The organism is Brevundimonas vesicularis, assembly GCF_032067225.1.
Classification (GTDB): Bacteria; Pseudomonadota; Alphaproteobacteria; order Caulobacterales; family Caulobacteraceae; genus Brevundimonas; species Brevundimonas vesicularis_F.
In genome coordinates this window covers 45673-59343 of sequence record NZ_DAMBJX010000013.1, presented here as the reverse complement: position 1 = coordinate 59343, position 13671 = coordinate 45673, and the positions used below count along the sequence as shown (strand labels likewise).

Below are 13671 nucleotides of genomic sequence, written 5' to 3'. Positions count from 1 at the left end.
ATCGCGGCGCCGTCCTGAAGCGTCAGCCGGCGCGAGCGGAAATGATCCAGCCCGACCAGCCGTCCCCGGGCGTCCAGGCGAATGTCGCCGCGCACCAGATCGCCGGTGTCAGACACCGTGACGAAGCCGCCGTCGCCGGTCAGCTTCAGGTCCGACAGGCTGTGAAGAGGCGAGGTCGGCGCGGCGCTAACCTGCAGGCCGCCGGCGAACGTCACGCCGTCGGCCAACTGCGTCCCGCCTGGCAGGCCTAGGCTGACGCTTCGCAGTTCCGCGACCTGGGGCGTCCAGCCGTCCGATGACAACGGATAGGGACGCGGCGCGCCCAGCGAGGCGGCGCAGGCCGACAGCGACAGGGCGATCCAGACACTGACCAGCCGGCCGAAACGGCTCATGCCGCCAGCTTTCGCTTGGTGCGACGGGTGGAACCCGCCGCCCCCTCGTTCTCGAACAGTTCGGCCAGCTTCTCGGTCATGGCCCCCGCCAGCTGTTCCACGTCCACGATGGTCAGGGCCTTACGATACCAGCGGGTCACGTCATGGCCGATGCCAATGGCCAGCAGTTCGACCGGCGAGCGATCCTCGATCTCGGCGATGACCTGGCGCAGGTGCTTGTCCAGATAGAGCGCCGCATTAGCCGACTGCGTCGAGTCGTCCACCGGCGACCCGTCGGAAATGACCATCAGAATGCGGCGCTGTTCGGAGCGGGCCAGCAGGCGACCGTGGGCCCATTGCAGGGCCTCGCCGTCGATGTTTTCCTTCAGCAGGCCTTCGCGCATCATCAAGCCCAGGTTCTTCTTGGCCCGGCGCCAGGGCGCGTCGGCGGCCTTGTAGATGATGTGGCGCAGGTCGTTCAGGCGGCCCGGATTTTGGGGCTTGCCGGCGGTGATCCAGGCCTCACGGCTCTGCCCGCCTTTCCACGCGCGGGTGGTGAAGCCCAGGATCTCGACCTTGACGCCGCAGCGTTCCAGCGTCCGCGCCAGGATGTCGGCGCAGACCGCCGCCACCATGATCGGCCGCCCGCGCATCGAGCCGGAGTTGTCGAGCAGCAGGGTTACGACCGTGTCGCGGAACGGGCTTTCGCTCTCGGCCTTGAACGACAGGGGGGCGGTCGGGTCGGTGACGATCCGGGTCAGCCGCGCCGTGTCCAGCATCCCCTCTTCCAGATCAAAGACCCAGGAGCGGTTCTGCTGCGCCAGCAGGCGCCGTTGCAGCTTGTTGGCCAGGCGCGACACGACGCTGGACAGGATGGCCAGCTGGCCGTCCAGCAGGGCGCGCAGCCTGTCCAGTTCGACGGGGTCGCACAGGTCGGCGGCGTCCACCACCTCGTCGAAGGCGGTGGTGAAGACGCGGTAGAAATCAACGGCGCGGCCGTCGTCGGCCGTCTGCTGACGGTTCGGCTGCTGGCCTTCCTGAAGTTCCGGGCCATCGTCGGCGCCTTCGCCGTCGGGATCGGCGGGCGCGCCCTCGGGGCGACTTTCGCGCTCTTGCTCGGAAGACTGATCGTCGGCGTCGCCCTCCATCGATTGGGAGCCTTCGCCGCCGTCCTGCTCTTCCTCCTCATCCTGATCGTCGTCAGCCGCGGGGTCCTGAGGATCGGGCTCCTCGTCGCCGGGATCTTCGGACGTATCTTCGCCGCGCCCGTCGCCGGGGTCGAGGTCAAGCGCGCGCAGCACCTCGCGCATCTTCAGCGCAAAGCCTTCCTGATCGCCCGCCGTGCCGGCCAGGGCATCCAGCTTGGCGCCCGCCTTGGCTTCGATGTTGGCGCGCACCAGATCCAGCATGGCCCGGGCGCCGTCGGGGGCGGGGCGCCCGGTCAGCCGCTCGCGCACCAGAAGCGCCACGGCCTCGGACACGGGCACGCGCTCAGGGTCGCTGATGCGCAGGGCGCCGGTCTTTTCCAGCCGCGTGATCAGGGCGGCGCCCAGATTGTCGCGCACCCCGGCCAGATGTTCCGAACCAAAGGCCTCGACGCGCGCCTGTTCGACCGCATCGAACACCTCGGCCGCCTTGGCGTCCGCCGGCCGCATCCGGCTATTCACCGCCGCATCGTGATTGGCCAGACGCAGCGCCAGCCGGTCGGCCTGGCCGCGCAAGGACGCGCTCTCGGGCCCGGACGGATCGCGGGGCGGATGGGGCAGGGTCAGGACGCCGTTGGACAGTTTGGGCCCGTCGGACCCGAACACCACCTCCAGCTCGGGCTGTTCGGCCAGCGCCCGCGCGGCATGACCCAGCGCGCGCTTGAAGGTTTCGGCGGGAGTATCCGGGGCGGCCATGGCCCTCAGTTAATCGCTTCGCGCCTGCGATAAAAGCGCCGTCAGCCGCCTTTTGAAATCGGCATGCGACGGCCGTAGGTCAGACAGCGCCAAACCCACTCCAGCGGCCCCATGCTGAACCGCGACAACCACAGCGGCGACCAGATCAGTTGCAGCGCCCAGACCGCCAGGACCAGGCCCCACATCTGTACATAGTCGGCACGCCCGAACAGGCGCGGCCCCCAGGGCATGTAGAAGATGGAGGTCATGATCAGGGTCTGGGTCAGATAGTTGGTAAAGGCCATCTGTCCCACCGGCCGCAGCGCCGCCGTGATCCAGGCCGCCCCTCGCGTCGTCGCCAGCACGATCAGGCTGACATAGGCCAGGGTGACGAAGATGGGGAAGGAGGCGACGACCTCCGCCAGCCCGCGCGTCGGGTGGGTTCCGGCCGGGGCCATGGCCTCACGCCATTCCAGCACGCCCAGCAGGGCCAGCACGGCGCCGCCGACAGCGATGAAGGCGACATAGACCCCGTTGGGCGCCCGGCCGCTGAATACGCCGGCCTTGAACAGGCCCAGACCCAGCATCATCAGGGCCACGGTCGAGAACACAAACATGGTCAGGCTGGCGCCCTGCAGCAGCAGCCAGTTCTGCAGGTTCTGGTCCATCGCCCCGGCCCAGCCGCTGCGATAGGCGGCGATCGACTCCGTCACCATGGCGGCGGTGTAATGCGGCCCGCCCTGGTTCATCGCCTCGGTGATCGCCGGCGGTCCGGCGACCATCAGCCAGGTGGCGCCCGCCTGCATCGCGCCCAGCAACAGGGTTACGCCCAGGCCGATCCCGATCAGCGTTCCGGCCCGCATCGACCGCATCAGCATCACGAACAGGCCCGACCAGGCGTAGAGCAGCAGCACGTCGCCATACCAGAAGGCCAGGCCGTGGATCAGGGCGATGACGGCCAGCCAGAACAGGCGGCGCCGCAGCAGTTTGCCACGCGCCGCATCGTCCCGCTCGCCCCCGACCAGATAGATCGAGGCCCCGAACAGCATCGAAAACAGGGTGATGAACTTCTGATGGAAGAAGACGTCCATCGCCCAGCGCGCCACGGCGTTGGCGCCGGTGACCGGGAACGGACTGAGGCTCGCATCCTGATAGACCATGATCGGCAGGCCGAACGAAACGACATTGACCGCGAGGATGCCCAGCACCGCTAGGCCCCGCATGACGTCCAGGCTGGCGATGCGCGAGGTCGCCGCGACGGGCGACAGGATTTCCGCCGCATCCTTGTCCGTGTCATCCATGGTCATTCTCGGATCCCCCAATCCTCGAACTCAGGCGTCAGGCGCGAATGCCAACCCTGTGTCTCAGCCCTTGGGCATCAAGCCCAGTCGATCCTTGACCGCCGGCCGCGCCTCGAAGGCGATGAAGGCGGCGCACAACCCGGCCCACAGGGCGTAGCTGACGCCCACGATCATGGCGATGGGCAGGCCGCCGACGCCGAAGATCAGCAGGGTGGTCTCGGTCGCGCCCAAGGCCTGCATGACGTCGCCGGCCTCGAACCAGCCCATCACGCTCATACCCAGGGCGACGACGATCTGAACCAGGGCCGCCGCCAAACCGCCGTACATCATGAAGCGCCAGACGACGCCCAGCCGCGTGCCAGGTCGCCCGTCGCGCTTGCGCTCGTTCAGCACGCGATACAGCGCCAGCGGCACGGTGATCAGGCCGATCAGCATCACCACCAGCCGCCAATCCATGTCGCGACCCGGCAGATAGGCGTGCGGCCGCCAGAAGGGCAGGGTCAGCCACAGAGGCGGCCAGGCCGCGCCGGCCAAGCACGCCAGAATCCTAGGCGTCCGCCCGGGCCGCTCGGCGATGGTCGCCTGACCCGGAAGATCGGAATAGCTCTCGAACCGGCTCATCGCGTCGGCGCCGGCGCAGCGCCGGAATAGTCGTAGAAGCCGCGTCCGCTCTTCCTGCCCAGCCAGCCGGCCTCGACATATTTCACCAGCAGGGGGCAGGGGCGATATTTGCTGTCGGCCAAGCCGTCATACAGCACGTTCATGATGGCCAGGACGACGTCCAGACCCATGAAGTCCGCCAGTTCCAGCGGGCCCATCGGATGGTTGGCGCCCAGGCGCAGCGCCTTGTCGATCGAGGCGACGTTGCCGACGCCTTCATACAGGGCGAAGATGGCCTCGTTCATCATCGGCACCAGGATGCGGTTGACGATGAAGGCGGGAAAATCCTCGGCGTCCGTGGTGGTCTTGCCCAGGCTCTCGGCGAAGGCGACGGCGGCGGAATGTGTTTCGGCCGAGGTGGCGATGCCGCGGATGATCTCCACCAGCTTCATCACCGGCGCCGGCTTCATGAAGTGCAGGCCGACGAACCGGTCCGGCCGGTCCGTCGAAGAGGCCAGGCGTGTGATCGAGATCGATGAGGTGTTGGACGCCAACAGCGTCTGCGGGCCCAGGTGCGGCACGACCTGCGCATAGATGGCCTTCTTGACGGCCTCGTCTTCCAGCGCCGCCTCGATGACCAGATCGGCGCCGGCGACGGCCTCGGCCATTCCGTCGCTTGTCGTGATGCGGGTCAGGGCTGCGTCCGCCGCGGCCTGGTCGACCAGACCGCGTCCGACATGACGCGCCAGGCTGGCCGCGATCTCGCCCTGCGCCAGCGGCAGCCGGTCGGCGATGACGTCATAAAGGCGAACCGAATAGCCCCCGAGCGCGACCGCCTGCGCGATGCCTGCGCCCATCTGTCCGGCGCCCAGAATGGCGACTGTGGTGATCGTGGTCATGAACCGTGGTCGAAAGTGGTCGGGCGGGCACCTTTAGAAAGGAAGGCGCGCGGCGCAAGAGCGGATCAACCCTCTCGCATCAGATTTCCGCCCGCCGTGTCGCCTCAGCCGAGCAACTGGATCAGGGCCGGCGCCGCGGTGCGGTTGAACAGCACGCTGATGAACTGCAGCAGCAGGATCACCACGATGGGCGAGATGTCGATGCCGCCCAGGTTCGGAATGATGCGGCGGAACGGCTCCAGCAGGGGCGCGGTGACCCGGTCCAGGAAGGTCCCGACCGAATAGACGAAGCGGTTGCGATAGTTGACGACGTCGAACGCCACCAACCAGCTCAGAATGGCCTGGGCGATGATGAACCAGATCATCAGACTGATGATGGTGTTGATCAACCAGACGAGCGCATAGCCCATGAACGGTAACTCCTGCTTGGATCGGCGCTTCTAGCCTGTTCGCCCCGGCTCCGACAACGGCCGTATCCGACCTGCGCGCTTTGCGCGCACAAGCCCGTTGACACCACGCCCGCCCGCCTTCTATGTCCGCCACGCCTGTGAAACCCGATCCCACGCTGGAAACGGGGCCGTAGCTCAGTTGGTAGAGCGCGTCGTTCGCAATGACGAGGTCAGGGGTTCGACTCCCCTCGGCTCCACCAGGCTTCTTCTCTAAAATTATCTGGAAGTCAGCGTCAGTGCTGCGTCGTTCGCACCAGCGTCAGGTCGTAGCCCAGGCTGCGGGCGCGGGTCAGGATCGTGTCGCGGACGGACGGCGCGGGTTGCGCGGTGCGGCTGAGCAGCCAAAGGTAGCGACCCGACGGCTCGCCGACGATGGACCAGGAATAGTCGTCGGCGTGGTCCAGCACCCAATAGTCGCCGACGTAGAAGGGGCCGAAGAACGACACCTTCAGCTTGGCGTTGTCGCTGCCCTCGACGATCTTCGCCTTGCCCTCTGAGGTCTTTTCCGGGCCGTCGACCGCATCCTGTCGGCAGGTGTTCAGCACCCCGACCAGACCGTCGTCGCGCACCGTATATTGGGCGGTCACGCCTTCGCAGCCGCGCTCGAACCCGTTCTCGTAGCGCCCGATTTCATACCACAGGCCGGCGTAGCGGTTCAGGTCGACCGGCTTCGTGGGTTGAGGCACGGCGGCGTTGCCTACGGGGCCGCGTTGCAGGGTGGCGCAGGCGCCCAGCGCCAGGGCGGCGCCGGCGATCAGGGCGATGGAAGCGGTGCGAGCGATTTTCATGGCCGCAGAACGACGATGAGGGCGCCCGGTTCCGGACACTCGGTCTCGGCAGATCACCGGAGCGCGACGTAGCCCCGTTCGATGACCCGACGCAGAGCCTCGTAGGCTTCGGCCAGTTCGTCGTAGGCGGTGCGGGCGGCGGTCAGGCGGGCGACTTGGTCAGGCGTGACAGCCGAGCCGGAGTGGGCCAGGCGCAGCGATTCCGCGACCCATTTGGCGCGGGCCGTGGCGGTCATGACCGCCAGCTTTTGCAGCGAGCCGGCGTCCACGCCGGTCAGGGCGTGCCCGATCACCTCCTTGTTGGCGACGTAGGCGGCGTAGTCGATCTGCTCCAACTGCCCGCGCAGGCGACGCTGTTCGTGCGGATCGGTGTCCTGCGGCTCGAAATGGTCGCTGTGGCGGCGGGTGCTAGACGTCATCTTGGTCGACATGGGCGAGCCCTCCCCGGCCTGTCCTGGCGGTCTTGGCGGCCGCTCGACAAAGAAGGTGCGCCGTCTCGGTTAACGCCGCGTTGCGCTTGGGACCCACGCATCCGATATCGGGGCCACACAGGATCGGAGAAGACCATGGACCTGAAACTCGACGGCAAGCGCGCCCTGATCTGCGGCGGCTCATCCGGCCTTGGCCGCGCCGTGGCGACGGCCCTGGTCGCGGAGGGCGCGCACGTCGCCCTGCTGTCGCGCGATGAAGGCAAGCTTCAGGCCGTGGCGGATGCGTTGAATGCGGCAGGGCCTGGCCGGGCGGTCGTGGTCACAGCGGACCTGGCGGACCATGAGGCGCTGTTGAAGGCGACGGACCGGGCCGAGGATCTGCTGGGCGGGCACATCGAAATCCTGTTGAACAACACCGGGGGGCCGCCGCCGTCGGGCGTGTCGGGGCTTGAGCCGGCGGTGTGGCGCGATCATTTCGAGTCGATGGTGCTGTCGATCTTCCGCCTGACGGACCGGGTGCTGCCGGCCATGCGGGCGGCCGGCTGGGGGCGGATCCTGAACGTCGCCTCGATCACGGTGGTCGAGCCGTCGGCGGCGCTGGGCGTGTCCAACACCCTGCGGGCCTCGGTCGCGGCCTGGGCCAAGACACTGGCCAATGAGGTCGGACCAGACGGGGTGACGGTCAACACCCTGCTGCCGGGGCGGATCGATACGCCGCGGATCGAAAGGCTGGACCAGGCGACCGCTGAGCGCACCGGCACGACGCCGCAAGAGGCGCGAGCTGAATCCATCAAATCGATCCCGGTCGGCCGTATCGGCACGACCGAGGAGTTCGGCGCCACCGCCGCCTTCCTGGCCAGTCCGCTGGCGGCCTATGTCACCGGCTCGCTGATCCGACTGGACGGCGGGGCGATCAAGGCGATCTGATCAGCCGGGCGCACGACGGCGCAGCACGCCGCCGAAAGCCACGCGGCTGCGGCCGTAATCCAAGGTGATGCGGCTGAACCGGCTCAGGATATCGGCGCCCAGCAGCAGGGCCGGCTTGTCGATCAGGTCCATGACCTGAAACACATGCAGGTCAGCGAACAGCAGCGGGGTCGGGCCCAGCGATCGTCCCGCGATGTGCAGGGCGGGCGTCGTGCCGGTGCGAGCCGTCACCGCCCCGCCGACGATGCCGACCATGCGCACCGGCTCGGATGAGGCGGGGGACTGACCGATGTCGATCGCCTGCATCAGGGTTAGATTGCCGATCGAATATTGCGCGCCGCTGTCGATGAAGGCGGCGACCTCCCCGCCGGCGACATTGATCCGGGTCAGGAGTAACTGACCAAATCGGCCGCGACGACCGGCGACCAGCACGTCCTGCTGACGAAGCCGCGTGGCGTCAGCGCTGGTCGTCAAGGCGATGCTGGTCGTACCCGATGGCGACAGGGCGACCTGGCGGGCGTTGATGTCCAGCGTCAGGCGAAAGCGGGACAGCAGGTCCAGACCGAGCAGGCCGTCGGCGCCCAGGGCGTCGCGCGGGAAGACCGGCAGGGTCAGGTCGCTGAAGCGCCGCCGCCCGATCTCGATCTGCGCCAGTTCAACGGTCGGCGTGACCTCAGCCGCCGTGATCCCGTGCACCACGACCGGGCGGCCGGGCGGCAGGGCCAAGGCCTGGGCCAACTCGGTCGAAACCGCGCTGCGCTCGGCGCCGGTGTCAATGACGAAGATCTGCTGGACGCTTCCGTTCAGACGCACGCCGACGCCCATCCGCGTCAACAGATTTTGCAAGAGCCGCACCTGATCGGGCGGGTCCGCCGGGACAGCGGTCTGAGCGGACACAAACGGCGCAGCCGCCAGCAGGCTCAGCGTCTTGCGCCGCGACGTTTTCACGCTCGATCCTTCGCCAAACCCTGGCCGCACTTGCCTGTCCTCCTCGGGCCGTCGCCAGGGCAGGACAGGCTACGCGCTTTTGGCGAAGAGCCTGAGACATATTCTTGTCCGTCGTGTCTCAGCGCAGCTGCGCTTGCTCGCCCAGCGTTCGGCTCCGTCTAGCCAATCGAGGGTTGTCGGCGTATCGTCCCAGCCGAAACAGGAGGATGCGATGCTGACCTTGCTTATGCTGGCCCTGGCCGACCCCGCGGCGGCGTCTTCCAGCGCGATCACCAGCCGTGATCTTGTTGTTTCCGCACCAAGGGCGGACACGCAGCGTTGCGGCGATCCGCTGATGCAGGCTCGGCAAGGCGGCGCCGGCGCCATGACGCTGGATCGATCGCTCGATGACGGACAGGTCCGTCGCTATCTTCTGCTGGACCGGCGCGATCAGAACAACTGCCCCCTGCCGATCAGCTACGCCGTGCCGGATCAACGGGCGCTGGGTCGAAACCTGATGCCGGCGCAGCCCGATGTCGGCGTGCCCCCGGCTCCGCCCGCGCCGCGTCGCTAGGCGCGGGGATGGGCGGCCGCATAGGCGTTCAAAAGTCTATCCGCATCGACGCCGGTGTATTTCTGGGTCGTCGACAGGCTGGCGTGGCCCAGCAGTTCCTGGATGGACCGCAGGTCGGCGCCGGCGCCCAGCAGGTGGGTCGCGAAGCTGTGGCGTAGGGCGTGAGGCGTCGTGCGCTCCGGCAGGCCCAACCTGCCGCGCAGCCGCTGGACCGAGGCCTGGACATGACGGGGGCTCAAGGGGCCGCCGCGGCGCGCGCGGAACAGGGCGTCGGCAGGCTGGAGCGGGAAGGGCAATAGAGCCAGATAGGCGTCCACTGCGGTGCGCACGGCGGGCAGGATCGGCGCGATCCGCGTTTTGGACCCCTTGCCGACGACACGCAGGGTCTCGCCCAGCGGCGCATCGGCGCGGGTCAGGGACATGGCCTCGGAGATCCGCAGGCCGCAGCCGTAGAGCAGGGTCAGGACAGCTCTGTCACGCGCGGCCTCCCACGGTTCGGCGTCGGGATCGGCGTCCGGTTCGGCCAGCAGGCCGCGCGCCTGATCTTCGGTCACCGGCCGGGGCAGGGACGGCTTGACCTTGGGATCGCGCACCAGGGCCAGCTGCGGGGCGGGCGTGTCTAGCCGCCGGTCGAGGAAGGCGTGAAAACCGCGAATGGCCGACAGGCTCTGGCTAAGCGACCGGGCTGCCAGCGGGTGATCGCCTGAGCGCCGCTCGGCCATGTGGGCGCGGACCTCGGCGGCGGTGATCGTCCCCATGTCCTTTAGCGACAGGGTCTCGCCGCGATGGTGTTCGAGGAAGGCGACATAGAGCCGGCCGATATGGCCATAGGCCTCCAGCGTGCGCGGCGACAGCCGACGTTCGTGCGCCAGGTGATCGAGCCAGGCGCGCAGGGCGTCGAAGGCGGTCAGTTCAATACCGGCCATCGCTCGGCCATCCGCTCCGTCACCCGCGCCAGGAAGGCGGCCAGTTCGCAGCCCATGTTGGGGGTGAAGCCTTCGGGCTCCGGTGAGCCGAAGGCGCAGATGCAGGGGCGCGGCGGTCCGCCCGGCGTCAGGTGCGGGGCCATGCGGACCAGGGCGATGGACCGCACCTGATCCTCGGTCGCACCGAAGAAATTCAGTCCTTGTATCATCGGGCCGAGCCAGGTCAGGCCGTGCTCGCCCAGAAGGTTGTCGACATCGCCTTCTTCCAAGGCGCGCCAGCCGAAGGGCACGCCGCCCGGTTTTTCCAGAGCGATGGCGGCGCCGGCCAAGCCGAACCGCCCCTGCGCCGCCGCATCCAGTCGACGGGCCAGGTCGGAATGGTTCTTGGCCTCCATCAGGTCCAGGGTCGCGACATGCGTCTGGGTCTGGGCGGCGAAGTTGGCGCGGGCGATCAGTTCGATCTCGCGCCGGGCGCCGGTCTCGCGCTCGACCACGGCTTCCAGTCGCGTCAGGGCGGCGGCGCCGAACTCGACCACGTTGCGGCCATGCGGCCGCAGACCGATCTCCTCCAGCAGGGACCGGTCGTCCAGCAGGGTCTGAGGGTGGGTCTGCAGCCAGCCGCGCACGTCGGGCCAATGCAAGCCGTCGCCGATATGGGGCGTTGCGTCCGATTCCGACGTTTCGAAAAGGTCCAATGAGCCGCTCAAACAGACCTCTCCGGGAACCGCGATGCTACAGAATAGACTGACCCGTCTTGGCCCAGTCCGACACGAAGGCATCAAGACCCTTGTCGGTTAACGGGTGGTTCACCAAGGCCTTGAATGTGTCGGCGCCGAAGGTGGCGGCGTCCGATCCGGCGACGGCGGCGGCGGCGACATGGCCGACATTGCGGAGGGACGCGGCCAGGATCTGGGTCTCGAAACCGTGCACGTCATACAGGACGCGGATTTCTTCCAGAAGGCCGATGCCGTCGGCGCCGTTGTCTTCTAGACGTCCGACGAACGGCGAGACGAAGGTGGCGCCGGCCTTGGCGGCCAGCAGCGCCTGGGCGGCCGAGAAGCACAGGGTGACGTTGGTCTTGATGCCCTTGTCGGTGAAGACGCGGCAGGCGCGCAGGCCATCCCAGGTCAGGGGCAGTTTCACCACCACGTTCGGCGCGATGGCGGCCAGCTTGTCGCCTTCCTTGACCATCGTCTCGAAATCGAGCGAGACGGCCTCGGCGGAAATCGGCCCCTCGACCAGGGCGCAGATTTCGGCGATGACCTCGGCGATGTTCCGACCCGACTTGGCGATCAGCGACGGATTGGTGGTGACGCCATCCACCATTCCGGTGGGGACCATGTCCTTGATGACGGCGACGTCGGCGGTATCGAGAAAGAGTTTCATGGGCAGCTTCATAGCCGAGGGCGCAGTTCGGTGAAAGTCGCCTCGGTCCTCATTCCCCTGCCGGTGCCGGAGGCCTTCGACTACGAGGTTCCCGAGGCGCTGAGCCTGGCCCACGGAGATTTGGCGCGAGGCGATCAGGTCGCCGTGCCGCTGGGGCCGCGCCTGATCCGGGGCGTGGTGTCCGAGGTGTTCGAGACGACGGGGTCGAACCGGCGCCTAAAGGCGATCGACAGCCGCCTGGATGATCCGCCCCTGCCGGCGGGCGTCATGGATTTCATCGAATGGGCCGGACGCTGGACCCTGTCGGCGCCCGGCGAGATGGCGGCGACGGCGCTGAAGGGCTTGCGCGCGCCTCGGCCCCGGCCGGAACGCCGGGTGCGACGCGTGGGCGAGCGGTCACCGTCGCGCGCCACCCCGGCCCGGACGGGCGTGCTGGAGGCCCTGGGCGATCGCGCCATGCCGCCGGCCGACTTGGCGCGGGCGGCGGGCGTGTCGTCGGGCGTGGTCAAGGGCCTGATCGACGAGGGCGTGCTGGAGATCATCGAGATCGCGGCCGAGGCGGCGTTCGACCGGCCCGACCCCGACCACGCCCCCGCCGCGCTGAACGGCGACCAGGCGGCGTCGGCGACGGCGTTGGCGGAGGGCGTAGCGGGTGGCGGCTTCCGCCCCTTCCTCCTGGATGGGGTGACGGGATCGGGCAAGACCGAGGCCTATCTGGAGGCGATCGCGCGGGTGCTGCGGGCCGATCCGGCCGCGCAAATCCTCATCCTTCTGCCCGAGATCGCGCTGACCCAGGCCCTGATCGAGCGGATCACGGCGCGCTTCGGCGCCGCCCCGGCCGAATGGCATTCCGGCGTCGCCCCGCCGCGCCGTCGCCAGGTGTGGGAGGCGGTGGTCGCCGGGCGCTGCAACATCGTGGTCGGGGCGCGCTCGGCCCTGTTCCTGCCGTTCGTGAACCTCCGCCTAATCGTCGTGGACGAGGAGCATGACGGCTCGTTCAAACAGGAGGAAGGCCTGGTCTATCACGGCCGCGACCTGGCCGTGGCGCGGGCGCGGATCGAGGGGGCGGCCGTGGTCCTGGCCTCGGCGACGCCGTCGCTGGAGACGCTGTGGAACGCGCAGAGCGGGCGCTACGACTGGCTGAAGCTGGGCGCGCGGCACGGGACGGCGGTCCTGCCGGACATCGCCCTGCTGGACCTCCGTCAGAACACGCCCGATCCGCAGACCTGGCTGTCGCAGCCGCTGCGCCTGGCCATCGGCGAAACCCTGCTGCGGGGTGAGCAGACCCTGCTGTTCCTTAACCGGCGCGGCTATGCGCCCGTGGTCCTGTGTCGCGTCTGTGGTCATCGGCTGACGGCGCCGGACACCGACAGCTGGCTGGTCGAGCATCGCTACACCGGGCGGCTGGTCTGTCACCTGACCGGCTTCTCGATGGCGCGTCCCAAGCTGTGTCCCTCGTGCGGGGCCGAGGATTCGCTGGTCTCGGTGGGGCCGGGGGTCGAGCGGGTCGAGGAAGAGGTGCGCCAACTGTTCCCCGAGGCGCGCACGGCGGTCTTCAGCTCCGACACCGCGCCCGACGCCCGGTCGGCCCGCGCGCTGATCCAGAAGATGACGGACGGCGAGATCGACATTTTGGTGGCGACCCAGGCCGCAGCCAAGGGCCACAACTTCCCGCGCCTGACGTTGGTGGGCGTGGTGGATGCGGACCTGGGGCTACGCGGCGGCGACCTGCGCGCGGCTGAGCGGACCTATCAACTTTTGGCCCAGGCGACCGGGCGAGCAGGACGTGCGGATCGGCCGGGGCGGGCGCTGCTTCAGACCTGGACGCCCGAGCACCCGGTGCTGATGGCGCTGGCGGCGGGCGACCGCGACGCCTTCGTCGAGGCGGAAATGGCCGAGCGCGAGGCGGCGTCCCTGCCGCCCTATGGCCGGCTGGCGGCGATCATCCTGTCCAGTGAGAATGCGGCCGCCGTCGAGAAGACGGCGAACGACCTGGCCCAGGCCATTCCCAACGCCGAGCGGCTGGAGGTCTATGGCCCGGCCGATGCACCGCTGGCCCTGGTGCGGGGGAGGCGGCGCAAGCGGCTGCTGGTGCGGGCCGACCGGGGTGTGAACCTCCAGGCCTTTTTGAGAGCCTGGCTTCAGCGGGTGAAGGTGCCGGGGTCGGTCCGCCTGACGGTGGACGTGGACCCCTACTCGTTTCTCTAGAGGC

At 68.5% G+C, this 13671-nt stretch carries 14 protein-coding genes, 1 tRNA gene and 1 pseudogene; 4 read left to right on the top strand and 12 right to left on the bottom strand.

Features of this window, described 5'->3' with window-relative positions; genetic code table 11:
- From RT123_RS05165 to RT123_RS05140, 6 genes and pseudogenes are all read right to left on the bottom strand, one after another.
- Positions 1 to 392, bottom strand: a pseudogene (locus RT123_RS05165) (Tat pathway signal protein); the annotation flags it as partial.
- A complete protein-coding gene (cobT, locus tag RT123_RS05160) occupies positions 389 to 2272 on the bottom strand; it encodes a cobaltochelatase subunit CobT (RefSeq protein ID WP_313008187.1) in 1884 nt (627 codons plus the stop codon). The pseudogene RT123_RS05165 and the gene cobT, both read right to left, overlap by 4 nt.
- Positions 2273 to 2313: 41 nt before the next feature.
- Positions 2314 to 3558 carry a DUF418 domain-containing protein gene (locus RT123_RS05155; protein WP_313008186.1) on the bottom strand — a complete coding sequence of 415 codons (1245 nt, stop codon included), beginning with the start codon at positions 3556 to 3558 and terminating at the stop codon, positions 2314 to 2316.
- A 57-nt stretch (positions 3559 to 3615) separates the two neighbouring features.
- The gene (locus RT123_RS05150; protein WP_313008185.1) at positions 3616 to 4173 is read right to left on the bottom strand and encodes a phthalate transporter; all 558 of its coding nucleotides are present in this window, start codon (positions 4171 to 4173) and stop codon (positions 3616 to 3618) included.
- Positions 4170 to 5051, bottom strand: coding sequence for a 3-hydroxybutyryl-CoA dehydrogenase (locus RT123_RS05145; protein ID WP_313008184.1), 882 nt, complete (start codon positions 5049 to 5051; stop codon positions 4170 to 4172). Before RT123_RS05145 ends, RT123_RS05150 begins: the two co-directional genes overlap by 4 nt.
- 104 nt (positions 5052 to 5155) lie before the next feature.
- On the bottom strand, positions 5156 to 5461 hold the full coding sequence (locus RT123_RS05140) for a YggT family protein (protein WP_017504977.1): 306 nt from the start codon (positions 5459 to 5461) through the stop codon (positions 5156 to 5158).
- A gap of 163 nt (positions 5462 to 5624) precedes the next feature.
- Here RT123_RS05140 and RT123_RS05135 point away from each other — a divergent pair.
- Positions 5625 to 5700 (top strand) — tRNA-Ala (locus tag RT123_RS05135).
- A 33-nt stretch (positions 5701 to 5733) separates the two neighbouring features.
- Here RT123_RS05135 and RT123_RS05130 read toward each other — a convergent pair.
- Both RT123_RS05130 and RT123_RS05125 read right to left on the bottom strand, forming a co-directional pair.
- Complete coding sequence (locus RT123_RS05130; protein WP_055754367.1) at positions 5734 to 6288, bottom strand: lipocalin family protein; 555 nt, start codon at positions 6286 to 6288, stop codon at positions 5734 to 5736.
- Between the two features lie 53 nt (positions 6289 to 6341).
- Positions 6342 to 6719 (bottom strand): hypothetical protein, encoded by a 378-nt coding sequence (locus tag RT123_RS05125; RefSeq protein WP_055754368.1) that lies wholly within the window; start codon positions 6717 to 6719, stop codon positions 6342 to 6344.
- Positions 6720 to 6854: 135 nt separating this feature from the next.
- Between RT123_RS05125 and RT123_RS05120 the strand changes: the two genes are divergently transcribed.
- The gene (locus RT123_RS05120) at positions 6855 to 7646 is read left to right on the top strand and encodes an SDR family oxidoreductase (protein ID WP_313008183.1); all 792 of its coding nucleotides are present in this window, start codon (positions 6855 to 6857) and stop codon (positions 7644 to 7646) included.
- Here RT123_RS05120 and RT123_RS05115 read toward each other — a convergent pair whose 3' ends face one another.
- Entirely contained in the window at positions 7647 to 8594 is a 948-nt protein-coding gene (locus RT123_RS05115) for a retroviral-like aspartic protease family protein (RefSeq protein ID WP_313008182.1), read from the bottom strand.
- A gap of 211 nt (positions 8595 to 8805) precedes the next feature.
- Between RT123_RS05115 and RT123_RS05110 the strand changes: the two genes are divergently transcribed.
- Positions 8806 to 9147 (top strand): hypothetical protein, encoded by a 342-nt coding sequence (locus RT123_RS05110; RefSeq protein ID WP_055807558.1) that lies wholly within the window; start codon positions 8806 to 8808, stop codon positions 9145 to 9147.
- Here the strand turns inward: RT123_RS05110 and RT123_RS05105 are convergent.
- From RT123_RS05105 to fsa, 3 genes are read right to left on the bottom strand one after another with little or no spacing between them, the layout of a single operon-like run.
- Positions 9144 to 10073 carry a tyrosine recombinase XerC gene (locus RT123_RS05105; protein ID WP_313008181.1) on the bottom strand — a complete coding sequence of 310 codons (930 nt, stop codon included), beginning with the start codon at positions 10071 to 10073 and terminating at the stop codon, positions 9144 to 9146. The genes RT123_RS05110 and RT123_RS05105 overlap by 4 nt on opposite strands.
- Complete coding sequence (locus tag RT123_RS05100; RefSeq protein WP_165115120.1) at positions 10055 to 10768, bottom strand: DUF484 family protein; 714 nt, start codon at positions 10766 to 10768, stop codon at positions 10055 to 10057. Before RT123_RS05100 ends, RT123_RS05105 begins: the two co-directional genes overlap by 19 nt.
- A 37-nt stretch (positions 10769 to 10805) precedes the next feature.
- Positions 10806 to 11459 (bottom strand): fructose-6-phosphate aldolase, encoded by a 654-nt coding sequence (gene fsa, locus RT123_RS05095; RefSeq protein ID WP_045810707.1) that lies wholly within the window; start codon positions 11457 to 11459, stop codon positions 10806 to 10808.
- Positions 11460 to 11489: 30 nt separating this feature from the next.
- Between fsa and RT123_RS05090 the strand changes: the two genes are divergently transcribed.
- Positions 11490 to 13667, top strand: a complete 2178-nt coding sequence (locus tag RT123_RS05090; protein WP_313008180.1) for a primosomal protein N' — start codon at positions 11490 to 11492, stop codon at positions 13665 to 13667.
- Positions 13668 to 13671: the final 4 nt, after the last annotated feature.